Origin of the sequence: Acrocarpospora phusangensis (assembly GCF_016862995.1) — a bacterium.
Lineage (GTDB): Bacteria > Actinomycetota > Actinomycetes > Streptosporangiales > Streptosporangiaceae > Acrocarpospora > Acrocarpospora phusangensis.
Genome location: NZ_BOOA01000053.1, coordinates 36,385 through 60,015, shown reverse-complemented (window position 1 = coordinate 60,015; position 23,631 = coordinate 36,385). Strand labels below are relative to the sequence as shown.

The following is a 23,631-nucleotide window of genomic DNA, read 5'->3' as shown; positions in this document are numbered from 1 at the left end:
CCCCGCGCGTCGCGACCCGGCTCCACTGCCATGCGGTCCGACCCCGGTCCACCCCGCACGTCGCGACCCGGCTCGACTCCCCTGCGGTCCGACCTCGGTCCACCCCGCTCGTCGCGACCCGGCCGCATTGCCGTTGGGTGGCCGGGCCCTGTTTCGCTGCTCGCGTCACCGGTCGGTGCCGTGATCGTGCGACTCCCGAATGCCGATCCGGGGGCGTGGGGGGTGGGGACGCCCCACTCGTCGTGGGTTTCGGGTGAGGGGGGGTCTGGGGGGAGGTCCCAGAGGGTGGGCTGGATGTAGGGAGATTCCGGAGGAGTGGGGAGGGGGGCGGTGGGGAGGCGGGAGGCTATGCGGCGGGAGGCGGTCAGGAGGGTGGGGGTGCTGCGGCGGGAGAGGTGGAGGGCGATTACGGGGGCTTCGCGGCCGGTTACGGTGCGGAAGCGGGTGGGGAATTGGAGGATGCCCTGGACGTCGGCGCCGCGGAAGCCGTAGATGGACTGGTCGGGGTCGCCGACGGCGACGAGGTTGCGGCCTTCGCCGGCGAGTTGGCGGAGGAGGGATTCCTGGGCGGGGTCGGTGTCCTGGTACTCGTCGACGAAGACCCAGTCGTAGGCGGCGCGTTCGCGGGCGCGGGGCTCGCCGGAGGTGAGCAGGCCGGCGGCTTCGCGGATGAGTTCGGCGTAGTCGAGGGAGACGGTGGGGTCGAGGTCGAAGCGGTCCTCGTAGCGGTGGAAGAAGTGGCCAACGGCCTCCCAGTCGGGGCGGCCGTGGGTCCGGCCGAGGTGGATGAGGGCGTCGCCGTCCAGGCCGCGTTCGGCGGCGCGGGACAGGAAGTCGCGGAGTTCCTCGGCGAAACCGCGGGTTTTGAGGCCTTCGCGCATGCGTTCCGGCCACAGGCGGGCACCGTCCTCGAGTTCGCCGTGCAGGAGGCGGCGGATCTCCAGGAGTTGTTCGGGGCCGGTCAGCAGGCGGGGCGAGGGTTCGTCGGCGAGCAGGGCCTCCCGGCGGAGCAGCGCGTAGGCGTAGCTGTGGAAGGTGAGCGCCAGGGGTGTCCTGGTGGTTCTGCGCAGCCGGGCCGTGATGCGTTCCCGCAGTTCACCGGCGGCTTTGCGGCTGAAGGTCAGGACGAGTACGCGTTCCGGATCGGTTCCGCGTCTTTCGATCCGCTCGACGACGCTCTCCACTAGGGTGGTCGTCTTGCCGGTCCCGGGGCCTGCCAGGACGAGCAGCGGTCCGCCCCGATGCTCCACGACGGCACGCTGATGCTCGTCGAGCACGGGAGCGACCCCGCGCCCCACGCCCCCACGCCGCACCAGCCGATAACTCATAGCACTTCATTCCACCAGATCGCAGAGACAGATCGCGCCCGCTTCAAGGCACGCTAGCCCCGACACCCCCACGAACCCGGCACCGACACAGTCACAGGCCGTTTCGGTCTATCCCGTCCACAACCCACCAACCCCGCATTCCCCCACCCACCCACCCTTTTGTTTTCCCCGGGGCTTCGCCCCGCCCCCCAACCGCCACCCGGGCTTCGCCCGCTCCCCAACGGCTACCCCTGGGGCTTCGCCCCGTTCGCGACATGATCCCCAGCGCGACGCTTCTGGGCTCCGCCCTGCACCACGACGCATCCCCGCGCACCCGGACGCGCTGCACCCCCTGATCCACCGGCCTGCGGCATAAAACAAACCCGCCGCGAGGCTGGAGCGCGCGGCGGGTTTGTCGTGAAACCGTCAGGTGTTGAACACGTGGTCCACCACGGCTGCGGCGGATTTGCCGGAGTCGTGGGGGGCGTAGGTGCGGGTGAAGGTGGCGTGGCGGTCGGCCAGGCGGAGGGAGACGGTGTCGATGGTGCGGAGGACTTCGACGACCTCGGGGGAGCTGGCCAGGCGGGGGCCGGGGCGGTTGGCTTCGAGGTCGAGGTAGAGGCCGCGGGTGGAGCGGTACTTGTCGAGGTCGGGGGTGAAGAGGACGACCGGGCGGCCGGTGGCGACGAAGTCGAACATGGCCGAGGAGTAGTCGGTGACCAGGACGTCGGCGATGGCCATGAGGTCGGCCATGTCCGGGTACGTGGTGACGTCGATGGCGAAGCCGTCGTGGGAGTGCACGTGCGGGAACGCCTGCATCAGGTGGCCGCGGACCAGGATGACGTGGTCGTCGCCGAGGGCGCGCTTGGCGTCCGCGAGGTCCAGTTTGACGGCGGCGTTCCTGCGGTCGTAGTCCCGGAAGGTCGGCGCGTACAGGATGACGCGTTTGCCGTCGGGGATGCCGATGCGCTGCCTGATCTCGGCGGTGGCGTCGCCGAGGGTGAAGAGGCTGTCGTTGCGGGGGTAGCCGCACTCCAGGATCTCGCCCTCGTAGCCGAAGGCCTTGCGCAGGATCGAGGACGCCCACGGGCTCTGCGAGAGCAGCAGGTCCCAGCCGCGGACCTCGGCGGCCTGGCGGTGCCAGACCGGCGGGCGGGGCTCGCGGCGCATGTGGGCCAGGTCGCGGCCGACGTGCTTGACCGGGGTGCCGTGCCAGGTCTGCAGGCAGACCTGCTCCTCGCGGGTACGGAACCAGGCCGGCAGGAACTGGTTGCTGACGATGTAGCGGGACCGGGCCAGCGCCTCGTAGTGCTCGCCGCTGCCCTCGCGGACCACGGTCGGCTCGATGCCGTCGCCCAGGCCGAGCTCACGGGAGCCGGGCGGGATGAACGCGCCGTCGCGGACCACCCAGATGTGCTCGCTGTCGTCGCCGCGCCGCAGCCGCTCCTCGTAGATCGCCCGCGGGTTGTCGGAGTACGCCCGGCCGTCGAACGAGGCGTACACGGTGGCCTCGCGGACCGGCTTGGCGCGGTGGGCGGGGTAGAGGTTGCGGCTGAGCGACCAGAGCCCGGCCGCGCTGCGCTCGTCACCGGGACGCTCCTCGGCGGCGACCAGCACCGGCACGTCGAAGCGGGTGGCGACGAAGCGGTAGACGCGGCCGTCGATGGTGCGCGAGTCCTCGTCCAGGCCGGCCAGCGCGGCGTGGTGCACGCGGACCGGGACCATCGCCGGGCCGTACTTGCCGGGAGGGGCGACGGAGAGGTTCCAGGTGCCCTCGGACAGCGGTACGGATCCCCCGAAGCGGGGCATCGCGCCGGGCGAGAGCCGTACCTCGAAGGAGGTGCCCTCGCGGGTGAGGGGGACCCGGAAGGTGAGGCCGCCGCGGTGGCGCAGGAGCAGGTCGCGGGGGCCGTCCTCGGGGTCGGGGTAGTCGCCGGAGAGCACCAGCGCGCCGTCCTGCCAGCGCATCGCCGTGATGACCGGGAGGATCTTGTGGCCGGAGACGACCACCCGGTCCCGCCGGTCGCCCTGCACGGTGATCTCGCGGTCGCCGACCAGCAGCCGGGTCTCCGGCGTGCCCTCCAGCATGACGGAGGCGGCCGGGTCGCCCTTCGGCTCCACCCAGAGGCGGCGCGCGTCGGCGTTGAGCAGCGTCTGCACGGCCAGCGACAGCGAGAAGCGGCTGCCGCCCTCGACCGGGGTGAAGTCGGCGGCCATGCGGTGGCCGCCCACCCTGGCCTTGCCCTTGTTGACCGGGCGGCCCGGCAGGAAGCCGGTCAGCTCGATGGTGTCGCCTTCCAGTGACACGCCGGTCAGCTCGGCCCTGGTCGGGTGGAGCACGACCTGGAGCGCCTTGTCGGAGGTCCAGACCGGGCGCACCCACCAGCGCTCCCGCACCTTCAGCCCGGCGGGCCGCTCGGTACGGCCGATGGCCGGGCCGCGCAGCACGCCGGTGGCCCGGGCGGCGCGGCTCCAGATCACGATCTCGGCCCGCCACGTGGTGGTGTCGCGGACGGTGTGGCGGCGGCGCAGCACCCGCTTGGTGCCGCGCACCACCGCGCGCAGTCCGGCCCGCCAGCGCAGCGCGAACGGGTTCAGCTCGGCGGTGAAGCCGGCCCAGTCGTAGTTGCACCCGGGCTCGCGGGCCGCGTGCGTGGCCTCGGGGCGGAACGTGCGCTTGGTCTTCAGAGTCACCGGCGGCAGCCAGCGCGGCCCGCGCAGCACCACGGTGGCCCGGTTGAACCGGCCGCTGCGGACCGACAGGCCGGCCAGGTACGCGTGGCCGCTGATGCGCAGCCGCTTGCCCGTCCAGGTGATGTCGTCGATCTGGGTGACCGGCACCATGTCGGCGGAGCGCAGCCGCAGCAGCTCGCGGTCCACCTCCACCGGCAGGTCCGCGTACCAGCGCAGGCCGTGGCGGACGCGGCGGGACGGCTCGGCCCCGGCGGCGGCCAGCTTGGCCAGCGCGTCGCTCTCGGCCAGCTCGGCCGGGTCGACGGTTTCGATCAAGTGGTACGCCACCCGGCGACCGACCGGAAGGGCCTTCTTGACCTTGGGGTCTACGCTCTCCAGGTAGGGGCGGAGCACCGCGATCGCCTGAGCGCGCCGGGCCGCGCCCCGCTTGGCCGCGGCGTCCAGCCGCAAGCCGAGGGGTCCGGCCAGGACCTCGCCGTCCAGAGTCCTGCGCTGGGCCTTGTCGAGGCCTTCCGCGCGGACGAGCTGGACCAGAGCGTCGATGGTCTCGCCCCGGTCATAGAGCTCCTGGACAGCCCGCAGTCGTTCAGCGGCGACATCGCCCTGGCGTGCGGGTGTCATAAGGGGGCACCACCCTTCAGATGACCGGGTTTCTGGAAATAGTAATGCCGGTCACAGAGGAGTTCCGTCCCATCGTGCCCTACTCATCTGGGCTCGGGCCCCTTTGACCGGTGTTCCCTCCTCGCGCCACCTGCGCAGACACTCGCTTTCGTGTCCCGGTGGCGGAGTTCCATCTGTTCGGATGACGCGCCACCACGGGACGCCGCCACCCCAGATCGACAGCACGCTGCCGACCTGCCGGGGACCGCCCTCACCGAGGTATTCGGCCACGTCGCCGTAGGACATGACCTTGCCGGGCGGGATGCGTTCGACCAGGTCGAGCACCCGCTCCGCGTACGGCGACGGTTCCGGCCTCATTCGCTCCAGCTGCTCGGCCCGGCCGCCAGAAGTTCCTCCAGTTTGCCGAACTCGAGCGTCGAGGAGCCGCTCACCTGCTCCAGGATGCCGTCCCTGACGGCGTACACCTCGCCGTCCTCGCCGGTCAGCCGCCCGCCGACCAGCCCGGACAGGACGGCCAGCTGGGCCAGCTGCCAGTCGGACGCGGGCTCGCCCACCAGGCGGCAGGCGGAGGTGGCCCAGGTCGCGACGGTGTGTGTCGCGTCGCCGAAGCGCACGACCACCTCGCCGGCCTCCCGCAACCCGCGCAGCTCGAACCCGGCCTCGGACGCCTCAGGGGAGGTGTCGGCCGACAGCGACTTCGCGAGTTCGGTGTAGCCGAGCGGTATCTCCCGCTCCACGCGCAACTCGTAACCCATGAGGCGCGACCCTAGCGAAACTTTGCCCCGCCCTGTGACCAGTTGGCCTAACTTGAGGCAGCCCGCAGCCGAAAAGCACTCGTTTCGCCGCCGTTATGTGATCAGCTGCCACGGCGCGCCAGCAGTATCACCGAGACGCCGAAGGCGCCCAGGCCCAGCACCACTCCGATGCCGTAGACCCAGAGCCTAACCGGATCCGGGCCGGGGCGCACGGGTCCTTCCGAGAGCGGTCCACCGCCGAAGTGCAACTCGCCGGAGACGTCGAGGGCGCGCTGGTAGGCGGCCAGTTCCCCGGCGCGGGTGAAGGCCCGCTCGGCGTTGACCACGCCGAAGCCGATCTTGTCGTCGTAGCCGGCCGGCGGCTGGGTCCTGGTGCCCTCGGTGAGCGCCCGCGCGATCAGATCCGGGGTCAGCTCCGGGTACGCCGCCTTGATCAGCGCCACCACGCCCGCGACCAGGGCGCCGGCCGAGCCGGTCCCGGTCACCCGCTGCCCGCCGGCCACCGGGATCTCCACTCCGGGCGCCCCGACCAGCACCGAGAGGTTGTCGCTGCTGAAGGGCGCGCCCGCGTTCTTGTCGTCCACCGCGGCCACGCCGATCACGCCCGGGTAGCCGGCCGGGAACTGCCAGTAGGAGGTGCCCGTCTCCCGCGCGTACGGCGACTGCCCGAAGTCCCCTACGCCCGACACGACCGCGACCCCCCGGGCCAGCGCGTACGCCACCGCGTCCCGGTCGATCCTGGCCACGCCGAAGGAGCCGACCGGCACCAGGATGACCTGGGCGCCGTGGTTGGCCGCGTATCTGATCCCCCGGGCGATCGGGCTGTCGATCATGCCGCCGCTGCCGGCCTGCGGGTCGATGAGCTCGTTCCCCAGCGGGGGGGCGAGCACGGGCACCGACATGATGCGCGCCTCGGGGGCCACGCCCTGAACGCCGCCGCCGCGGCCGTCCCCGGCGATGAGTGCGGCCATGGCGGTGCCGTACGGGCCGGAGCGGGTGTCGGGGCCGGAGTAGTAGTTGCCGGTCATGTCGGGCGCGTGGACCACCCGGCCGCGGAGTTCGGGGGCGTTGGCGTCCACCCGCTGGCTGAGCACGGCCACGGTGATGCTGGAGCCCTTGGTCTGCTTCCAGACGGGCGCGACGTTCAACCGGTCCAACGGGGTCGGCGCGGGCGCGGCCACCAGGACCATCACGGTGGCCGCCAGCGAGGCGGCGGTCCTCAGCACACGTTCCCCTGGGTGCAGCGCGGCACGTCGGGCTCCTCGCCCAGGGAACGGGCCACCCGGCCGCCGATGGCCTGCGCGGTCGGCCACATCTCGCTGTTCAAGGCCTCCTCCGGCGGGATCGAGTCTCGCGTCCTGCCGTCCGTATACCCCGTCGTGACGAAGACAATGTAGGGACCGACGCCGACCCACGCGGAGCGCTGCCGCTGGGCGGCCCCGAACCGGTCGGTGACCGTCCCGGGGAAGGCCACCGGGCGCACGCCGACCCGGTCGTCCACCGGGAGTTTGGCGGCGGCGCTGACGCGGGCGTCCTCGTCCTTGAGCACGGCCACGCCGACCGTGATCGCGAACGTGGCCGACTGGTCCACGTACGTGGAACGGAGCAGGACCCGGCAGCCGCTCTCGTTGAGCACCGAGGCGACCGACGCGTCCACCCCGGCCCAGCACGGGATCTCCGGCGCCACCCCGACCCTGCGGGCGAACTGCTGGGTACGGGCCAGCCCGGTGTATTCGAGCTCCTCCGGGAAGACCACAGTGGCCGGCCAGTCATGCCAGCGGCGCGCGACGTCCTGCTTCACGTACTCGGCGCGCTCGGCGCCGGTGAGCGGGCGTGACCTGGTCTCCTGGAGCAGGGCGGCGATGCCCAGCAGCACGGTGATGGCCGAGGCGCCGAGCACCGCGGCCATGACGGCCAGGAAGATCGAGCGGAGCCGGATGCCGCGGGCTAACTCGGCGCGCTCCCTGGCGGCCTGCGCGGCGGCGGCACGTCCCCGCGAGGCAGGCCACGGGCGCACCCGGGTACGGCCGGTCCGTGGCTGCTGAGGCGACATACTCTGATGTTACGTCGATGCGTCCGTATGCCAACGATTCGGTAGAGGTATCTCAGTCGGTGGCATCGGCTGGGGCGTCGGTTGTGGTAGCGGATGCCGCCGGATGGCGACCACACCGGCGTTGCGTCTGGCCCTTCTGACCAGGAAGACCACCACCATGAGCCCACCGCCGGCGCCGAGCAGACCGGCCAGGCCGATCCCGGCGAACACGGTGATGGCCTGCTGATTGCGGTTGACGACGACGACCGGCTCCGGCGGGGCGCTGGCGATCGGGCGGTCCGGGTGCTGCACGCCGGGCCCGGACGCGATGGCCCGGTGCCGGGAGAGCACGGCGGCCATGCGCAGCGCGCGGGAGGCGTTGACGACCCCGAAGCCGGTGCCGGTGTTGTAGCGGGCGGCCCGGGCGCCGCCGGGGGCCACCGCGGAGGAGGCCAGCGCCTGCGCCACCACCGCAGGCGACATTTTCGGATATTTCGCTTTTATGAGGGCGGCGACGCCGGAGACGAGCGCGGTCGCCTGGGAGGTGCCCCGGCCCACCCAGTACTCGTTGTCCGGTCCCGCGCCCAGGATGTCCACGCCCGGCGCGGACAGCATCACCGAGGAGTTGCGGTTGGAGAAGGAGGCCCGGGTCATCGTGCTGGTCACGGCCGCCACCGAGATCACGCCGGGGATCGAGGCCGGATAGGAGAACGGCGCCGTCCTGCGCCCCGCGCCGTCGTTGCCCGCCGCCGCGACCAGCACCACGCCCTTGGAGATCGCGTACCGGATGGCGGCCCGCTCGGCCTCGGTGGCCAGGTCCTTGGAGATGGACAGGTTGATCACGTCCGCGCCGGCGTCCACCGCGTACCTGATGCCCTTGGCGACCACGCCCTCGTATCTGGCCTCGGCGTTGAAGGTGCGGAAGCCGGGCTCCTCGTCCTCCAGGATCACCCGTACCGACAGCACGCGGGCCTCGGGGGCGACGCCGATCACGCCGTCGCCGCGTCCCGGGCCGTGCCCGTGCCCGGCGATCAGGGAGGCCATGTACGTCCCGTGCAGGCGTACGGGCTCCACGTCGCTGGGGTTGGCGCCCTCGGTGAAGTCCTTGCCGATCCGTACGGACCCGACCAGGTCGCGGTGCCCCGGATCCACCCCGGAGTCCAGCACGGCCACCAGCACCCCACGGCCCTTGGTGACCTGCCATGCCTTCGCCAGCCCCAGCGTCCTGAGCACCGCGGCCTGGCTCCCCCGCACGTCGTCGGCGGCGGCGGGAGCGGCCAGCAGGCCCGGCAGTGCCAGAAGCAGCAGGGTCAGGAGCGCGCGCAGCGGTTTCAGCACTGGAACTCCTTGGACGCGCAGTCCGGCAACACGGGCGTGAGCAGGTCCTTGGCGATCTGGTCGGCCAGGTCGCCGGTGAAGGTGAACATGGTCGGCCGCTGCCGTCCCAGCGCCCTCGCCGGCCGCCCGTCGGTCTGCCCCGCGGTCGTCATGACCAGGTACGGCCCGGCCCGCCGTACCGTGGCGACCTGACGGCCCGCCGCGGTGAAGCGGTCCGCCACCGTGCGCGGGAAGGCCAGCGCGCGCAGGCCCGGCGCGGGCTTGCCGCCCTGCGGCAGCGCGGCGGCGGCACTGTCGGCGGCCCCCGCGTCGGGGAACGCGGCCACGCCCACGGTGACCACGATGCCCTGCAGGGCGTCCAGGTAGGTGGCGCGCAGCACGCCCTGGCAGCGGGCGGCCTTCATGGTCTCGCGGAGCGCCGCGTCCACGGCGGCGGCGCAGTCGGTCCTGGCCGAGATGCCCACCCGCCGCGCCCGCTCCGCGCCGCCCTGCTCGCCGGTGTAGGCGATGGTGGCCGGGAAGACCTTCCCGGCCGGCCACACCCGCCAGCGGCGGCCGACCTCGGCCGCCGCCGCCTGGCGGAGTTCCTGCGTGGTGGGCTGCCGGGTCAGCTCAGCCAGCGCGGCGCTGGCCCCCACCCCGGCGACCAGCGCGCAGCTGACCGTGAGAGCGGACGCCACCAGCATCGTCGGCCAACTGCGTCGCTCCTTCACGGCCCCGACCTTAACCCCCAGTAGGGACTGCCATCCCCACAAACGGTCCGGAAGGTCGTTATCAGTGCGAGATCAGTACGTCGGCAGGGAGGGGTCCACGGTCTTGATCCAGCTGAGGACACCGCCGCCGACGTGCACCGCGTCGGAGAAACCGGCGCTCTTCAGGACGGCGAGGACCTCGGCGGAGCGGGCGCCCGACTTGCAGTGCAGGACGATGCGCTTGTCCTGGGGCAGGCTCTCCAGGGCGGCGCCGCTGAGGAACTCGCCCTTGGGGATGAGAACCGAGCCGGGGATGCTGACGATCTCGTACTCGTTCTGCTCGCGGACGTCGATCAGGTAGATGTTCTCGCCCTGGTCCTTCATCTGCTTGAGCTCGGCGGCGGTGATGGTGGCGCCCAGCGCGGCCTGCGCGGCCTCGTCGGAGATCGTGCCGCAGAAGGCCTCGTAGTCGTCCAGGAGCTGGGTGACCGTGGGGTTCTTGCCGCACAGCACGCACTCGGGGTCCTTGCGCACCCGGACGTCGCGGTACTTCATCTCCAGCGCGTCGTAGATCATGAGCCGGCCGACCAGCGGATCGCCCACGCCGGTGAGGACCTTGATGGCCTCGTTGACCTGGATGGAGCCGATCGAGGCGCAGAGCACGCCGAGCACGCCGCCCTCGGCGCAGGAGGGGACCATGCCGGGGGGCGGGGGCTCCGGGTAGAGGCACCGGTAGCAGGGGCCGTGCTCGGCCCAGAAGACGCTGGCCTGCCCGTCGAACCGATAGATCGAACCCCACACGTACGGCTTGCCGAGCAGCACGGCCGCGTCGTTGACCATGTAGCGGGTGGCGAAGTTGTCGGTGCCGTCCACGATCAGGTCATAGCCGGCGAAGATGTCCATGACGTTGTCGGTGGTCAGCGCCACGTTGTGGATGACGACGTTGACCAGGGGGTTGATCTCGCGCACCGACGCGGCGGCCGACTCGGCCTTCAGCCGGCCCACGTCGGACTGGCCGTGGATGATCTGCCGTTGGAGGTTGGACTCGTCCACGATGTCGAAGTCGACGATGCCCAGCGTGCCCACCCCGGCCGCGGCCAGGTACATGAGCGCCGGGGACCCGAGGCCGCCCGCGCCGACACAGAGGACCTTGGCGTTCTTCAGCCGCTTCTGCCCGGCCATCCCGACATCGGGAATGATCAGGTGGCGCGAGTAGCGACGCACCTCGTCGACGGTGAGCTCGGCAGCCGGCTCGACCAGCGGTGGCAACGACACAGTTCTCTCCCATTTCAGGGCATTCGGGGTACGGCTCACGCGGACTCACGCGCCCACGTGTCACATCTCAACCTAGCTCGGGTGTCCCCGCATTCCCCAATCCGGCAACCGCTTACCGCACAACCGTACGCGCCTCGGCCAGCAGCCGTCCGACCTCCCGGGCGACGACCTCGGGGAACTCCATCTGGGCCACGTGACCGGCCCGCGGCAGGGTGACGATCCGTACGTTCGGGAAGGTCCGCCCGGCCCGGACGGCCATCCGCGCGTCCACCAGCCGGTCCCGGCCGCCGTGCAGCACCAGGGTGGGCGCCGCGATCCGCCCGGCCTCCCGCCACAGGTCGTTCCTGAAGTACTCCCGCACGATCCCCCGCGCCGAGGCCAGCAGCGCCCCCGCCGCGTACGGCAGGCCGTCCCGGCGGCGCAGCTCCGTGATGGCCTCCTCCAGCCGGGCCGGATGCACCCGCGCCAGGTCCGCGTAACACAGCTCCAGCGTCGACTGGATCCGCCGCTCCGGCGGTACGGCCGTGAGGCGTTTGATCACCCACTCGGCCAGCACGGGGGTGACGGACATGGCGATCCTGGCCGGGCCGACCCTGGGCAGCAGGTCGGGGAGGGCCGGGGAGACGAGGGTGAGGGAGCGCACCAGGTCCGGCCGGGCGGCGGCCAGCCGGACCGAGACGGCCCCGCCGAGGGAGTTGCCGAACAGGTGCACCGGCGGCCCGACGTGCTCGATCAGGCGGACGACCGCGCGGGCGTGCGCGCCGATGGAGTAGTCGCCGTCGGCGGGGGCGGGCGAGTATCCGGCGCCGGGGAGGTCGACCGCGAAGCCTTCGACGTCGGCGGCCAGCAGGGCCATCAGATCGGTCCAGTTCGTGGCGGAACCCGCCAGGCCGTGGACGTAGACCGCCCGTTCGGCGGGACCTGACGGCCCGGTCCGCACGTTCAGCGCCATATCGCCCAGGTCGAGCAGCTCCGCCGGCCAGGCGGGGACAGGCTCCGGAAACCCCAGCTCCATCGCACAGCCTCCTGCCGTTTACGTCCCGTCTGCCCCAGCATATGCCACAACTACTCTAAGTGATCGCAAAGGCCCATTTCTGCCCGTTTTGGCACGGAGAGTGAGGACATAACACGATTAGGCACCAGATGAACACAAGGAGTAACGGATGCAGTTCAAGACCATCGCCAGCGCGCTGATCGCCGCCGCTCTCACCACCGGCGGCGCGGCTCTCGCCACCGCCGCCACGGCGACGCCCGCACAGGCGAGCTCGTCCGACTTCGGCTCGGACAGCTTCGGCGACGAGGGCTTCGGCTTCGGCAACAACCGGGGCTTCGGCTTCAACGAGGACTTCGGCTTCAACCGGCACTGGGGCCACCACCGTCACCACCACCACGGCCACGGCCGCTTCCACCACCGGCACCACCACTTCGGGCACATCCGGCACCACCACCATCACCACCACGTGGGGTGCCACCACCACCGCTGGAACCGCGGCTGCAACGTCGGCTGCGGGGCCCGCCGCTGGCGCGGCGGCTGCGGCCGCTGGTAACCACGCGCCCGATCAGCCCGACCAATCCGACTAATCCGACTAATTCGTCACAGAACACATAGGAGCTTTGACATGCGTTTCAAGCGAATCGCCACAGCACTGATCGCCGCCACAATCACCACAGGCGGTGCCGCCCTGGCGACTGCCACCATGGCGACCCCCGCCCAAGCCAGTTCCGGCTTCGACAGCTTCGGCGAAGAGGGCTTCGGCGAGCGCGGTTTCGGCCACAACCGGGAGTTCGGTTTCAACCAGCACTTCGGCCATCACCGGCACTTCGGGCACCATCACCACCGCCACCACAGCCATGGCCACTTCCACCACCGCCACCACCACTTCGGGCACATCCGCCACCATCACCACCACGTCGGGTGCCACCACCACCGCTGGAACCGCGGCTGCAACACCGGCTGCGGCGGGCACCGCCGCGGCGGCTGCGGTGGCGGCGGCTGGTGGTAACCGGTCCGGCCAGGTGACCTGCCACTGGGCATGACGCCCAGCACCTGATGTCCGAGAGCGTGCCGCGATGACCTCTCTCATCGCGGCACGCTAAGGGCATCCCGGGTGATCAGGCGGACTTCTTGGCCCGGCGTTTGGCCGCGGGCTTCTCCTCCTCTTCCGCCGCCGGCTTCGCGGACTTGGCGGCGGTCTTGGCGGCGGGCTTCGCGGCCGGCTTCTTGGCCGCCTCACGCTCCTTCTTCGCCGCCTCCACGCTGGCCCGGAGCGCGGCCATCAGGTCCACGGCCGGCCCCTCCTCGGGAGCCACCTCGGGCGCGACGACCTCACGCCCGGCGACCTTGGCCTCGATGACCTCCTGCAGCGCCTCCCGGTAGGCGTCCCGGTACTCCCCCGGATCGAAGTCCGCGACCATCGTCTCGATCAGCGACTCGGCCATCTTCAATTCCTGCGGGCGGACCTCCACGTCCTCCTCCAGGAACGGGAAGTCGGCCACCCGGACCTCGTCCGGCCAGAGCATCGTCTCCAGCACGAAGATCCCGTCCCGTACCCGGAGCGTGGCCAGTGACTCCCGCTGCCGCAGCGCCACCTTGACCACCGCCACCTGCCCCGACCGCTCCAGCGCGTCCCGCAGCAGCACGTACGGCTTGGCCCCCTGGGCGTCCGGCTCCAGGTAGTACGTCTTGGCGAAGTAGATGGGGTCGATCTGCTCGGCCGGGGTGAACTGGAGCACGTCGATCCGGCGGGAGGTGGTCAGGGGGAGGTCGGCGAAGTCGTCGTCGGTGAGCACCACGATCTCGCCGGTGGCCAGCTCGTACCCTTTGGCGATGTCGGAGTAGGGGACCTCCTCGCCGTCGATCTGGCAGACCCGCCGGTACTTGATGCGGCCCCCGTCGGCGCGGTGCACCTGGTGGAAGGTCACGTCCTTCTGCTCGGTGGCGGAGTACAGCTTCACCGGGATCGTCACCAGACCAAACGAGATGGCGCCCTTCCAGATGCTACGCATAGCCACATACTCGTCTCTTTGTTCGAATACCGCTATATCGGGATTCAAGGGACTTACCTAATGGGCAGATACCCACTGTGGCAATGCCATATCCGGTCGAACCCATGCTCGCCGTCCCCGGAAACCTGCCGGTGGACGCGGCGAACTACGCCCTGGAAGTGAAGTGGGACGGCATCCGCGCGATCGTCTACATCGATCAGACGATCCGGATCACCGGCCGCAAGGGCACCGATTTCACCTCCCGGTATCCCGAAATTTCAGCGCTGCGGGTGCCGGGGCACGAGGTGATCCTGGACGGCGAGGTGGTCGCGCTGGACGCCCTCGGGCGGCCCAGCTTCGAACTGCTCCAGCGCCGCATGCACATCACCGACCCGGCCGCGCACGGGCTGCTCACCCGGGTCCCGGTCCGCTACATGCCCTTCGACCTCCTCCACCTGGACGGCGAGAGCCTCGTTCACCTCCCCTACTCCGCCCGCCGGCGCCTGCTGGAAGGACTGCCCGGCCTGGTCGTGCCGCCCAACTTCCCCTGTGATCCGGACGTGGTGGCGGCGACCCAGGAGCAGGGGCTGGAGGGCGTGGTGGCCAAACGGCTGGACTCTCCGTACCGGCCGGGGCTGCGCACTCCGTGGTGGATCAAGGTGAAGAACCTGCGCGAGACCGAGGCGGTGGTCGGCGGCTGGCGGCCCGGCAAGGGCCGCCGCGAGGGCGGCGTCGGCTCACTCCTCCTCGGCATGTACGCCGACCTGCCCGGCGGGGGCTCGGAGTTCGTCTTCGTCGGCCACGTGGGCACCGGCTTCAGCGACGCCATGCTGGACGAGCTGTACCGGGTGCTGCGCGCGCTGGAGGTGCCGCGCAGCCCGTACTCGCAGCCGCTGCCGCGGGAGATCGCCAGGAACGCGCACTGGGTCCGGCCCGAGCTGGTCGGCGAGGTCACCTTCACCATGTGGACCGAGGAGCGCCGGCTCCGCCACCCGGCCTGGCGCGGCCTGCGCCCCGGCAGAATCCCCGCGGAGGTCCGGCTGTGAAGGTTCCCGCGAAGGTCCCCGTGGTCGTGGACGGCAAGCAGCTCGTGCTCACCAACCTGGACAAGGTGCTCTACCCGGAGGCCGGCTTCACCAAAGCGGAGGTGATCGACTACTACTCCCGGATCGCGCCGGCGATGCTGCCGCACCTGCGCGGGCGCCCGCTCACGGTCAAGCGCTACCCGAACGGCGTGACGGGACCCTTCTTCTTCGAGAAGAACGCGCCCAGGCACACGCCGCCCTGGATCCGCCGGGTCACCCTGCCCGTGCCGGGGAGCACCAAGGACCGGGAGAGCATCGAGTTCGCCGTCGTCGACGACCTGCCCACCCTGGTCTACTACGCCAACCTGGCCGCGCTGGAGATCCACGTGCCGATGTGGCGGGTCTCCGCGGAGGGCGCGGCGCTGCCGCCGGACATCCTCGTCTTCGACCTGGACCCGGGCCCCGGGGCCACGATCGTGGAGTGCTGCCGGGTGGCGGTGCTGCTGCGCGACGCGCTCGCCGCGGACGGCCACGCCTGCTACCCCAAGACCAGCGGCAACAAGGGCATGCAGCTGCACGTGCCCTGGCCCGACCCCGACCGCGCCACCTCCCCGTACGCCAAGGAGCTGGCCCGTCTCCTGGACGCCGGGCACGACCTGGTGACCAGCGTGATGAGCAAACGGCTGCGGCCGGGCAAGGTCTTCATCGACTGGAGCCAGAACAATCCGGCCAAGACCACCGTGGCCGCGTACTCGCTGCGCGCCAACGCCCAGCCCACCGTGTCGGCCCCGCTTTCCTGGGAGGAGGTCGAGGACTGCGAAAGCGCAGATCAGCTCGTGTTCACCGGGCCCGACGTGCTGGCGCGGGTCGCCGAGTTCGGGGACCTGTTCCCGTAGGCTGGGAGGAAGCCCACAACGCGGGAGGACACCGTGTCCGAGATGAACTCGCTGGACGCCGCCGAGGCCGACCTGGTCGAGCAGAGTCGCACGCTGCGCCCCGACGAAGGCCCCTGGCCGCTGGAGATTTCCCTGGAAGCAGACCCGGCGGACGCCGCGGAGCAGGGCCGCGAGGTCGGCCTGGACGACGAAGACGACTATCGCTGACCTGGTTACCCGCGCGTAGGATGAGTCCCCGTGAACGCCAGGCGCGGGACCCGCAAGAGCCCTTCAAGGAGACCGTCGTGACCGCTACCCCGGACGCCAAGCCCCGGGGCACCCGGCTGCCCCGGTTGGCCCGCCGCCGCCAGCTGCTCAGCGCGGCGCAGGAAGTGTTCGTGGAGAACGGTTACCACGCGGCCGCGATGGACGAGATCGCCGAGCGGGCCGGGGTCAGCAAGCCGGTCCTCTACCAGCACTTCCCGGGCAAGCTGGAGCTCTACCTGGCCCTGCTGGACCTGCACGTGGACGACATGGTGACCCGCTGCAAGGAGGCGCTGGCCGCCACGCCGGACAACAAGCAGCGGGTGCAGGCCGCCATCGGCGCGTTCTTCGACTTCATCTCCAGCCAGGGCGAGGCGTTCCGGCTGGTCTTCGAGTCCGACCTGCGGAACGTGGCGCCCGTGCGGCAGCGCATGGAGCGCTCGCTGCGGGAGAGCGCCGACGCCATCGCCCAGGTCATCCAGGAGGACACCGGCTGCTCCAGCGACGAGGCCCACCTGCTCGGCGTCGGCCTGGTGGGCATGGCCGAGGTGAGCGCGCGCTACTGGCTGACCGCGCAGGGCTCGATCCCCAAGGAGGCCGCCACCCAGCTGATGGCCCGGCTGGCCTGGCGGGGTATCAGCGGATTCCCCCGGCACACGCCAGAGGTGTCCCCGGAGACGTCCTAGGGCGTGCGCTGACCGTTACGCTCGCCGCGATCACCCGCCCATGCCGCGGACCCGCGGGTCACGATGGAGGTCAGTCGAAAGGGGTCCCCATGGAAATCAAGATCGGCGTGCGATCCGTGCATCGCGAGATCGTGCTGGAGTCCGAGCAGACCGCCGAGGAGGTCGAGCAGGAACTCCGCAACGCCCTCGCCGCCGACCGTGGCGTCTTCTCCCTCACCGACGTCAAGGGCAACCGCTACATCGTGCCCGTGGCGGCCCTCGGGTTCGTCGAGATCGGCGAGGGCGAGACCCGTTCCGTCGGCTTCGGCGGCACCCTCTAGCCGTTCCCCCCGCTTCCGGCGCGCCGGGCCTGAGCTCCCCGGCACGCCGAACGCGGTGTCAGCGATCCCTCAGATCACACCCCGGCGGCCTCCGGCGGGGATGTGGGGCGTGTTCTCGCCGTTGCCCGATGGTCGGGCAGCCCGTGCTCCCCCTTCTCAGCACGGCGCGGGAAACCCAGCGGTTCGGTCCACATCTGGTCAAGGAACTGCCGTAGCGGCGCGAGGCCCTCATGCCTCGCACGGTACAACCGTTTGGACCCTTCACGCTCCACGAACGGCACACGGGTTGGCGGACAGGCGCTCTCAGGCGCCCGGGGTGAGGCCGATCGCCGACATGCGTTTGCCGTGCTCCTCGGTGATCTGGGCGAACATCTTGCCGATCCCGGCCAGGTCCGCGGAGTCCGCCGAGTCGCCCAGGAGAACGGCCAGGTCCGGCCGGGCCGCCGCCACCCGGTAGGCCTGGCTGAGCGCCTCGCCCACCAGCCGCCGCGCCCACAGCGCCAGCCTGCCGTTCAGCCGCGGGTCCTCGGCCAGCGCCTGGCGTACCCGCTCGACCGCGAACACCGAACGGCCCTCGTCGGCCAGCGCCCGGTCCACCAGCTCCCGGGTGGAGTCGTCCACGTGCCTGGCCGCCTCCCGGTAGAAGTCCCCGGCGATGCCCGTCCCCACGTACGCCTTGACGAGCGCCTCGTACCAGTCGCCGGGGCGGGTCTGCTCGTGCCAGGCGTCCAGGGCCTCGGTGAAGGGGGCCATGGCCGCTTCCGGGTCGGCTCCGAGGGATTCCAGGCGGTCCCGTACGAGCCGGAAATGGCCGTATTCGGTCGCCGCCACGTCGCCGAGCGCGGCGCGGTCGGTCAGCGTCGGCGCCAGGAGCGAGGCGTCCTCGGCCATCCGCAGAAAGGCGGTGAGCTCGGCATACGCGAGTACGCCGAGGAGGTCGACGACACCGGGCGGAGAATCTGTCATGGCAGCAGCGTAGGGGCACCGTCTCCCCGAAAAACATGCGGAACACGGGGAAATCGGTTCACGGTTGTGGTATCGAGTAGACTGCTCTGTGAAAGTGCGACCGCACTGTGTTGATCCGGGGTATAAGTTCCCGGAACCCCCAGAAATCTTGGATGCCGCGGTCGCTGATGACGTCGAAGGCGTCACCTCCGTGAGGACCCGGCCCGGGGATTGCTCGGAACATGCGACGAGCGCCAAGATGCCGGAGGTCCCGAAGGCCGTCTTCGACCAACGACTGAGGCAGGCGACGATTACGACGACGTTCCGAGACCTGGGAGTGATCCCGGAGATCGCCGATGCCCTGGAGACCGAGGGCATCACTTCACCGTTCCCGATTCAGGAGATGGCGCTTCCGCTGGCGCTCGCCGGCCAGGACGTCATCGGCCAGGCCCGTACCGGCACCGGCAAGACCTACGCCTTCGGCGTCGCCATGTTGCAGCTCGTCGGGAAGCCGCGGAAGAACCGCAAAAAACCGCGGGGCCTGGTGCTGGTGCCCACCCGCGAGCTGGCCCTGCAGGTGACCGAGGACCTGGTCCTCGCCGCCGGCAAGCTCGGCTCCCGCATTCTCACCGTGTACGGCGGCCGCGCGTACGAACCGCAGATCGAGGCGCTCAAGAACGGCGTCGACGTCATCGTCGGCACGCCGGGGCGGCTGCTCGACCTGATCAAGCAGAAGCACGTGGACCTCGGCCAGATCGCCATGCTGGTGCTGGACGAGGCCGACCGCATGCTGGACCTGGGCTTCCTGCCCGACATCGAGCGCATCATCAAGCTGGTCCCGGCGGAGCGGCAGACGATGCTGTTCTCGGCGACCATGCCGGGCGAGATCGTGGCGCTGTCGCGGCGCTACCTGAGCCAGCCCATCCGGGTCAGGGCCGAGCACGAGGAGCCCGATCCGGAGCAGCCGCCGCAGACGGCGCAGTTCGTCTACCGGACCCACCGGATGGACAAGATCGAGATGCTGGCCCGGCTGCTGCAGAGCCGCGCCACCGGGCTCACCATGGTCTTCTGCGAGACCAAGCGGGCCTGCGACATGGTCTTCGAGCAGCTGCGCGAGAAGGGGTTCGCGGCGGCGGCCGTACACGGGGATCTGGGGCAGGGGCAGCGGGAGCAGGCGCTGCGCGCGTTCCGGAACGGGAAGATCAACGTTCTGGTGGCCACCGACGTGGCGGCCCGCGGCATCGACATCGACGACGTGACGCACGTGGTCAACTACGACTGCCCGCAGGACGACAAGACCTACGTGCACCGCATCGGGCGGACCGGCCGGGCCGGGCGGACCGGGGTGGCGGTGACCTTCGTCGAGTGGACCGAGATGACCCGCTGGAAGGTCATCAACAACGCCCTCGGCCTCAGCTTCGCCGAACCCCTGGAGACCTACTCCAGCTCGCCGTGGTTCTTCACCGACCTGGACATCCCGGAGGGCACGAAGGGCGTGCTGCCCCGGGCCAACCGGTCCAGGGCCGGGCTGGAGGCCGAGCAGATCGAGGATCTCGGCGAGACCGGGCGCACCCGCAGCCGGTCCCGCTCGGGCGGCGAGGAGCGGGAGCGGCGGGAACGCCCCGCCCGCACCCGGGAGCGCCGCCGCACCCGCAGCGGCCGGTCCGTGGAGACCGCGGAAGCCGAGGGGATCGCCGCCGCGGAGACTGTCAGGGAGACCGCCGGGGAGGTCGAGAGCATGGTCACCGCGATACCAGAGCCGTCTCCGGAGCCGCCCGCGACGGCGGTCGAGGCCGTCGAGGAGCGCAAGCCCGCGCGCAGGACGCGGACCCGCAAGACGGCGGACAAGACGGTCGAAACGGCAGTGGAGCACCCCGCCGCCGAGCACCCCGCCGTCGAGCCCGAGCCCGTGCTCGAACCCGTGGAGGCCTTCGTGGAGGACCCCGTCCCGCCGCGGAAGGAGCCGGAGCGCATCATCCCGGCCAGCCCGTTCGCGGTGGTGTTCCAGTCTCCCGACCTGGCGACCGACGACGACGCTCCGGCGCCGTCCGCGGCCACCGAGCGGAAGGCCATGCGCAGGCAGAACAACCGGCCGCGACCCCGCCGCAACGGCTGATCGACGGACCGGACGGAAAGGTACCCCGGCAATGGTGATCATTCGCGGCGTGGTCGTGCTGCTGCTGATCGGACTCTGGCTCTACTGCGTGCTCGACGTGATCACCACACCGGCCGGCCAGCACCGGAACATGCCGAAGCTGGTCTGGCTGGCGGTGGTGATCATCCTGCCGACCGTGGGGTCGCTGCTGTGGCTCATCGCCGGCCGGCCGCGCCGTACGGGCCAGGCCCGGGCGCAGGGTCCCCGATCCCAGCAGTCGCCCCCGCGGGAGCGGCGGCCGCTCAGCCCGGACGACGACGAGGAGTTCCTCCGCAAGCTCAGGGAGCGGGCGGAGGAGCAGCGCAGGGCGGCCCGCGACAAAGCGGATCCGGAGAGCCCGGATGCGTCCAAACCGGAACCAGCTCCTGAAGAGTAACCGGCGAAAAAGTCTCGCCGGTGTCTCTGTCGGGCTTGTTCAGTATCGTGGCTTCACGTGAGTACGCCGAGATTCCTAACCTTGCCTCCGGGTGTGACCGCTCAACGGCTGGAAACGCCGGTGGGCAGCTTCGCCATGCTCGAAGCCCGGCCCCTGACCGACGTCGTCGAGCGGTGGCCGGCGCTGCTGGTCCCCGGCTACACGGGCAGCAAGGAGGACTTCATCGCGATCCTGCAGACACTGGCCCAGGCCGGGCGGCGGGTGTTCGCGATCGACCTGCGGGGGCAGTTCGAGTCCCCGGGTCCCGACGATCCGGCGGCCTACACCTGCGCGGCGCTCGGCGCCGATGTTGACGTGATCACGTCCCTGGTCGGCGACGGCGAGCCGGTGCACCTGCTCGGCCACTCCTTCGGCGGCCTGGTGACCAGGGAGACCGTGCTGGACGGGACCGCGAAGCTCGCGTCGTACACGCTGATGAGCTCGGGGCCCGGCGGGATCGTCGGGCCGCGCGAGCGGGCCGGGCGGACCATGCTGGCCGAGCTGCCGACGCTCGGCGTGGAGCGCATGTGGAGCGAGCGCCTCGAACCGGAGGCGCTCAGGGCCGGCGTGCCCGACGACATCATCGACTTCCTGCGGCGGCGGCTGTTCGCCAACTCCCTCACCGGCCTGCTGGCGATGGGCCGCGCGGTGCTGGACGCCCCCGACCGCCTCGACGAACTCTGCCAGACCGGCCTGGCCACCCTCGTCCTGTACGGCGAGCGCGACGACGGCTGGCCCCCCGCCATGCAGGCCGAGATGGCCGACCGGCTGGACTGCGACTGCGTGGTCGTGCCCGGCGCGGTGCACTCGCCCGCCGTGGAGGCGCCGGAGACGACGGCCGCCGCGCTCACCCGCTTCTGGAACGCGGCGGAGAGCGCGATACTGCACCGCTGAAAGCGCTGCTAGAGCGCCGGTTCGGGGGTCGCGAGGCCGTCCCACGGCGCTCTGTCGGGCGCCGCGACCTGGCCTTCCGGGCAATGGCGGCGGAAGTCGCACCAGGAGCAGATCGGGCCGGGCGACGGCGGGAAGAGCGCGTCGATCTCCGGCGGCACCGGGGCAGCCTCGGCCTCCCGGTCCGCGCGGGTGCGCCGCCCGGTGCTCGGCAGCCGCTCCCGGTAGGCCTCGTCGGCGGCGGACGCCTCCTCGGCGATCTGCTCGGCCCGGCCCAGGTGGCGGGCCAGCGACTCCTCGGTGTGCTCCCAGTCGGCGACCTGGCCGGTGGGCAGGTGGTGCAGCTCGACCCGGTGGCAGGGCCGCCGGAGCACCCGGGACGCGGCGATCGCGTAGACGGCCAGCGCCAGCGAGGAGCGGGCCTCGTCGGGTCCGGGCGCGCGGCGGCCGGTCTTGTAGTCGACCACCACCAGCTCGTCGCCGCGCCGGTCCAGCCGGTCGATGCGCCCGGACAGGGCGATGACCGAGGTCCGGGTGGCGACGGTGCGCTCGACGCCGACCGGCTCGTCCGCCGCATCCAATGACGCGACATATCCGGACACCATCTCGCGGGCCCGGTCCCGCCACGCCAGCGACTGCTCCGCGTCCCTGAACCCCTCGGCGATCCAGCCGTTGCTCACCAGGATCGCCGCCGTCATCGGCGTACGCCGCTCGTACGGCTCACGCCACCACGCGGCCAGCGCGTTGTGCACGGCGGCGCCGACGCTGTTGTGCGCCCACGGCGGGCCCTTCGGCGGCGCCGGCCGGTCCAGGTACGCGAACCGGTAGCGGCGGCGGCAGTCGAGCCAGGAGTTGAGCCGCGACGGCGTGCAGGAGTACAGCCGGCGGGGCATGCCTTCCAGACCGAGCTGCTCCACTACTCGTCGTCGTCGAGCTTGAGCTTGATCCCGGAGGCGTGGGTGCCGTCGGCCAGCGGCGGCTCCGTCTCCTCCAGGGTCCCGGTCAGCGAGCCGGAGAGCCAGCGGTCGAACTGGGGCTCCAGGTCGCCGATGGTGGACTCCTCGCCCTGGGCGGGCAGCACCCTGGTCTCGTGCGGCAGGGTGAACAGCCGCTCGCCGATGGAGGTCAGCTGGTCGGCCAGCGACGGGTACTCCCCGCCGAGCTTGCCGGGGCCGTCGGCCAGCAGGGTCTTGCCGGTGAAGACCACGCCCAGCGACTCCGAGAGCAGCGACACGCCGCCGGGGGTCACCCCGGGCGTGATCAGGACCTCAAGCTCGGTGTCGGCGACGGCGAACAGGCCCTCGTCCTCCATGTCGATGTCCGGCCAGGTGTCCTCCCAGGTCTGCCGCCACAGGCGCTTGTCCTTGGGGTGGAGGGCGATCACCGCCTCGTCCTTGGCCGCCACCTCGATGGCCGCGCCGACATGGTCGGGCAGGCCGTGGGTGCAGATGACGGCGAGGATCTCGCGCTCGCCCACCTGCTCCAGGATCTTCTCGGCGTCCCGCGCCGGGTCGATGACGATGACCTCGTCGTCGTCACCCACGATCCAGGTGTTGTTCTCCACCTTGTGCTCGGCGTCGTCGATCTCCACGACCCCGGCGGTCACCACTCGCTCGATACGCGCTGTCACGGCTCAGAACCTTACCGGTCCGGGGCCGCGAGCGGGATTCGGGCGAAAATCCATCACGCCGCCACCAGCCGTGGGGAGAGGGCGCCGAACGGGACATCCCACTCGACGTCCCGGAAGTCGGCCAGGGCCAGTTGGGCGAGCACCAGCAGCCAGCCGGCGTCGGGCGGCCAGGCGATGGCCCACAGCCAGCGGCCGAGCGCCTCCCCCGCGTACGCGGCGCGGTCGCCAGGGACGTCGGGGACGCACCAGAGCGGGGTGGGGTGGCCGTTCACGTTGACCTTGGCGTGCGGGGGGCCCGCGCCCACGCCCTCGCCGGGGTCGGGGCCCGGCAGTCCCGCGTACGCGGCGCCGAGTCCGACGCCGGGTTCCTCCGCGACCAGGAGGAGGTCGGCGGGACCGTGGGTGATGGAAGGCCCGGAGAGGGCGACGACGCTTCCCCGTACGCCGCTGCGCTCGTCGCCGGCCTCGCCGAACCCGGTCACCAGCCAGCCGGCGGGCAGCGGCCAGGGCAGCCAGACGGGCACGGTGGCGGACTGCCGGATCGAGGTCAGGGACGCGGGCGACGGCGGACGCGTGCCGTACGGGGGCACGTCGCCGTGGCGGGGGCATCGCCACGCGCTGGACCAGGCGCTCGGCTCCTGGACGGGGCCGAAGCAGCGCGGGCAGGTGGGCGCGGCTCTCACAACCATCCACGGTGCTTCGCCCGGCGCGGCCACGTCAAGGGTT

25 protein-coding genes are annotated in these 23,631 nt (G+C 71.4%); 9 read left to right on the top strand and 16 right to left on the bottom strand.

Features of this window, described 5'->3' with window-relative positions:
• The 10 genes from Aph01nite_RS28010 to Aph01nite_RS27965 all read right to left on the bottom strand — a co-directional run.
• A partial coding sequence (locus Aph01nite_RS28010) for an ATP-dependent helicase (RefSeq protein WP_204043992.1) occupies nucleotides 1-1,328 on the bottom strand: 1,328 nt, incomplete at its 3' end.
• A gap of 405 nt (nucleotides 1,329-1,733) precedes the next feature.
• Entirely contained in the window at nucleotides 1,734-4,622 is a 2,889-nt protein-coding gene (locus Aph01nite_RS28005) for a CDP-glycerol glycerophosphotransferase family protein (protein ID WP_204043991.1), read from the bottom strand.
• 51 nt (nucleotides 4,623-4,673) lie between these two features.
• Entirely contained in the window at nucleotides 4,674-4,979 is a 306-nt protein-coding gene (locus Aph01nite_RS28000) for an MGMT family protein (protein ID WP_204043990.1), read from the bottom strand.
• Nucleotides 4,976-5,377 (bottom strand): hypothetical protein, encoded by a 402-nt coding sequence (locus Aph01nite_RS27995; protein ID WP_204043989.1) that lies wholly within the window; start codon nucleotides 5,375-5,377, stop codon nucleotides 4,976-4,978. Before Aph01nite_RS27995 ends, Aph01nite_RS28000 begins: the two co-directional genes overlap by 4 nt.
• Before the next feature lie 101 nt (nucleotides 5,378-5,478).
• Nucleotides 5,479-6,603, bottom strand: coding sequence for a S8 family peptidase (locus Aph01nite_RS27990; RefSeq protein ID WP_204043988.1), 1,125 nt, complete (start codon nucleotides 6,601-6,603; stop codon nucleotides 5,479-5,481).
• The gene (locus tag Aph01nite_RS27985) at nucleotides 6,597-7,430 is read right to left on the bottom strand and encodes a hypothetical protein (RefSeq protein ID WP_204043987.1); all 834 of its coding nucleotides are present in this window, start codon (nucleotides 7,428-7,430) and stop codon (nucleotides 6,597-6,599) included. Before Aph01nite_RS27985 ends, Aph01nite_RS27990 begins: the two co-directional genes overlap by 7 nt.
• Before the next feature lie 9 nt (nucleotides 7,431-7,439).
• On the bottom strand, nucleotides 7,440-8,747 hold the full coding sequence (locus Aph01nite_RS27980) for a S8 family serine peptidase (protein WP_239162030.1): 1,308 nt from the start codon (nucleotides 8,745-8,747) through the stop codon (nucleotides 7,440-7,442).
• Nucleotides 8,741-9,460 (bottom strand): hypothetical protein, encoded by a 720-nt coding sequence (locus tag Aph01nite_RS27975; RefSeq protein ID WP_239162029.1) that lies wholly within the window; start codon nucleotides 9,458-9,460, stop codon nucleotides 8,741-8,743. Before Aph01nite_RS27975 ends, Aph01nite_RS27980 begins: the two co-directional genes overlap by 7 nt.
• 72 nt (nucleotides 9,461-9,532) lie before the next feature.
• Nucleotides 9,533-10,714, bottom strand: coding sequence for an adenylyltransferase/sulfurtransferase MoeZ (moeZ, locus tag Aph01nite_RS27970; RefSeq protein ID WP_204043986.1), 1,182 nt, complete (start codon nucleotides 10,712-10,714; stop codon nucleotides 9,533-9,535).
• 112 nt (nucleotides 10,715-10,826) lie between these two features.
• A complete protein-coding gene (locus tag Aph01nite_RS27965; protein ID WP_204043985.1) occupies nucleotides 10,827-11,729 on the bottom strand; it encodes an alpha/beta fold hydrolase in 903 nt (300 codons plus the stop codon).
• Between the two features lie 148 nt (nucleotides 11,730-11,877).
• Here Aph01nite_RS27965 and Aph01nite_RS27960 point away from each other — a divergent pair, with 148 nt between their 5' ends.
• Nucleotides 11,878-12,261, top strand: coding sequence for a hypothetical protein (locus tag Aph01nite_RS27960; RefSeq protein ID WP_204043984.1), 384 nt, complete (start codon nucleotides 11,878-11,880; stop codon nucleotides 12,259-12,261).
• 39 nt (nucleotides 12,262-12,300) lie between these two features.
• Here Aph01nite_RS27960 and Aph01nite_RS27955 read toward each other — a convergent pair whose 3' ends face one another.
• Nucleotides 12,301-12,798, bottom strand: a complete 498-nt coding sequence (locus Aph01nite_RS27955) for a hypothetical protein (protein ID WP_204043983.1) — start codon at nucleotides 12,796-12,798, stop codon at nucleotides 12,301-12,303.
• 28 nt (nucleotides 12,799-12,826) lie between these two features.
• Nucleotides 12,827-13,720: a non-homologous end joining protein Ku gene (gene ku / locus Aph01nite_RS27950; protein WP_204043982.1), complete on the bottom strand. Its 894-nt coding sequence runs from the start codon at nucleotides 13,718-13,720 to the stop codon at nucleotides 12,827-12,829.
• An 83-nt stretch (nucleotides 13,721-13,803) separates the two neighbouring features.
• Between ku and ligD (Aph01nite_RS27945) the strand changes: the two genes are divergently transcribed.
• The 5 genes from ligD (Aph01nite_RS27945) to Aph01nite_RS27925 all read left to right on the top strand — a co-directional run bounded on the left by ligD (Aph01nite_RS27945) (nucleotide 13,804) and on the right by Aph01nite_RS27925 (nucleotide 16,869).
• Nucleotides 13,804-14,745, top strand: coding sequence for a non-homologous end-joining DNA ligase (ligD, locus tag Aph01nite_RS27945; protein WP_239162028.1), 942 nt, complete (start codon nucleotides 13,804-13,806; stop codon nucleotides 14,743-14,745).
• Nucleotides 14,742-15,620, top strand: coding sequence for a non-homologous end-joining DNA ligase (ligD, locus tag Aph01nite_RS27940; protein WP_239162027.1), 879 nt, complete (start codon nucleotides 14,742-14,744; stop codon nucleotides 15,618-15,620). Before ligD (Aph01nite_RS27945) ends, ligD (Aph01nite_RS27940) begins: the two co-directional genes overlap by 4 nt.
• A gap of 33 nt (nucleotides 15,621-15,653) precedes the next feature.
• Nucleotides 15,654-15,827, top strand: a complete 174-nt coding sequence (locus tag Aph01nite_RS27935) for a hypothetical protein (protein ID WP_204043981.1) — start codon at nucleotides 15,654-15,656, stop codon at nucleotides 15,825-15,827.
• Nucleotides 15,828-15,904: 77 nt separating this feature from the next.
• Nucleotides 15,905-16,549: a TetR/AcrR family transcriptional regulator gene (locus tag Aph01nite_RS27930; protein WP_239162026.1), complete on the top strand. Its 645-nt coding sequence runs from the start codon at nucleotides 15,905-15,907 to the stop codon at nucleotides 16,547-16,549.
• An 89-nt stretch (nucleotides 16,550-16,638) separates the two neighbouring features.
• Nucleotides 16,639-16,869, top strand: coding sequence for a DUF3107 domain-containing protein (locus Aph01nite_RS27925; protein WP_204043979.1), 231 nt, complete (start codon nucleotides 16,639-16,641; stop codon nucleotides 16,867-16,869).
• A 303-nt stretch (nucleotides 16,870-17,172) separates the two neighbouring features.
• Here Aph01nite_RS27925 and Aph01nite_RS27920 read toward each other — a convergent pair whose 3' ends face one another.
• Nucleotides 17,173-17,835, bottom strand: a complete 663-nt coding sequence (locus Aph01nite_RS27920; protein WP_204043978.1) for a ferritin-like fold-containing protein — start codon at nucleotides 17,833-17,835, stop codon at nucleotides 17,173-17,175.
• A 238-nt stretch (nucleotides 17,836-18,073) separates the two neighbouring features.
• Here Aph01nite_RS27920 and Aph01nite_RS27915 point away from each other — a divergent pair, with 238 nt between their 5' ends.
• The 3 genes from Aph01nite_RS27915 to Aph01nite_RS27905 are packed head-to-tail and all read left to right on the top strand — an operon-like array spanning nucleotide 18,074 to nucleotide 21,278.
• The gene (locus Aph01nite_RS27915; RefSeq protein WP_204043977.1) at nucleotides 18,074-19,930 is read left to right on the top strand and encodes a DEAD/DEAH box helicase; all 1,857 of its coding nucleotides are present in this window, start codon (nucleotides 18,074-18,076) and stop codon (nucleotides 19,928-19,930) included.
• A gap of 31 nt (nucleotides 19,931-19,961) precedes the next feature.
• Nucleotides 19,962-20,345 (top strand): PLD nuclease N-terminal domain-containing protein, encoded by a 384-nt coding sequence (locus tag Aph01nite_RS27910; protein WP_204043976.1) that lies wholly within the window; start codon nucleotides 19,962-19,964, stop codon nucleotides 20,343-20,345.
• A 57-nt stretch (nucleotides 20,346-20,402) separates the two neighbouring features.
• The gene (locus tag Aph01nite_RS27905; protein WP_204043975.1) at nucleotides 20,403-21,278 is read left to right on the top strand and encodes an alpha/beta fold hydrolase; all 876 of its coding nucleotides are present in this window, start codon (nucleotides 20,403-20,405) and stop codon (nucleotides 21,276-21,278) included.
• 8 nt (nucleotides 21,279-21,286) lie between these two features.
• Here Aph01nite_RS27905 and Aph01nite_RS27900 read toward each other — a convergent pair whose 3' ends face one another.
• Genes Aph01nite_RS27900 through Aph01nite_RS27890 form a run of 3 tightly spaced genes read right to left on the bottom strand, consistent with a single transcriptional unit; the run spans nucleotide 21,287 to nucleotide 23,594 of the window.
• Nucleotides 21,287-22,168 carry a RecB family exonuclease gene (locus Aph01nite_RS27900; protein WP_204043974.1) on the bottom strand — a complete coding sequence of 294 codons (882 nt, stop codon included), beginning with the start codon at nucleotides 22,166-22,168 and terminating at the stop codon, nucleotides 21,287-21,289.
• A 23-nt stretch (nucleotides 22,169-22,191) separates the two neighbouring features.
• Nucleotides 22,192-22,905, bottom strand: a complete 714-nt coding sequence (locus Aph01nite_RS27895) for an MBL fold metallo-hydrolase (RefSeq protein WP_204043973.1) — start codon at nucleotides 22,903-22,905, stop codon at nucleotides 22,192-22,194.
• A 53-nt stretch (nucleotides 22,906-22,958) separates the two neighbouring features.
• Complete coding sequence (locus Aph01nite_RS27890) at nucleotides 22,959-23,594, bottom strand: DUF6758 family protein (RefSeq protein WP_307836809.1); 636 nt, start codon at nucleotides 23,592-23,594, stop codon at nucleotides 22,959-22,961.
• Nucleotides 23,595-23,631 lie beyond the last annotated feature (37 nt).

Bases quoted from the DNA above. Each gene is read 5' to 3' on its own strand.
- Aph01nite_RS28005 (WP_204043991.1), bottom strand. From the start codon at position 4,622: ATGACACCCGCACGCCAGGGCGATGTCGCCGCTGAACGACTGCGGGCT.
- Aph01nite_RS28000 (WP_204043990.1), bottom strand. From the start codon at position 4,979: ATGAGGCCGGAACCGTCGCCGTACGCGGAGCGGGTGCTCGACCTGGTC.
- Aph01nite_RS27995 (WP_204043989.1), bottom strand. From the start codon at position 5,377: ATGGGTTACGAGTTGCGCGTGGAGCGGGAGATACCGCTCGGCTACACC.
- Aph01nite_RS27985 (WP_204043987.1), bottom strand. From the start codon at position 7,430: ATGTCGCCTCAGCAGCCACGGACCGGCCGTACCCGGGTGCGCCCGTGG.
- Aph01nite_RS27965 (WP_204043985.1), bottom strand. From the start codon at position 11,729: ATGGAGCTGGGGTTTCCGGAGCCTGTCCCCGCCTGGCCGGCGGAGCTG.
- Aph01nite_RS27960 (WP_204043984.1), top strand. From the start codon at position 11,878: ATGCAGTTCAAGACCATCGCCAGCGCGCTGATCGCCGCCGCTCTCACC.
- Aph01nite_RS27955 (WP_204043983.1), bottom strand. From the start codon at position 12,798: ATGAGAGAGGTCATCGCGGCACGCTCTCGGACATCAGGTGCTGGGCGT.
- ku (WP_204043982.1), bottom strand. From the start codon at position 13,720: ATGCGTAGCATCTGGAAGGGCGCCATCTCGTTTGGTCTGGTGACGATC.
- ligD (WP_239162028.1), top strand. From the start codon at position 13,804: ATGCCATATCCGGTCGAACCCATGCTCGCCGTCCCCGGAAACCTGCCG.
- Aph01nite_RS27925 (WP_204043979.1), top strand. From the start codon at position 16,639: ATGGAAATCAAGATCGGCGTGCGATCCGTGCATCGCGAGATCGTGCTG.
- Aph01nite_RS27920 (WP_204043978.1), bottom strand. From the start codon at position 17,835: ATGACAGATTCTCCGCCCGGTGTCGTCGACCTCCTCGGCGTACTCGCG.
- Aph01nite_RS27915 (WP_204043977.1), top strand. From the start codon at position 18,074: ATGCCGGAGGTCCCGAAGGCCGTCTTCGACCAACGACTGAGGCAGGCG.
- Aph01nite_RS27910 (WP_204043976.1), top strand. From the start codon at position 19,962: ATGGTGATCATTCGCGGCGTGGTCGTGCTGCTGCTGATCGGACTCTGG.
- Aph01nite_RS27900 (WP_204043974.1), bottom strand. From the start codon at position 22,168: ATGCCCCGCCGGCTGTACTCCTGCACGCCGTCGCGGCTCAACTCCTGG.
- Aph01nite_RS27890 (WP_307836809.1), bottom strand. From the start codon at position 23,594: ATGGTTGTGAGAGCCGCGCCCACCTGCCCGCGCTGCTTCGGCCCCGTC.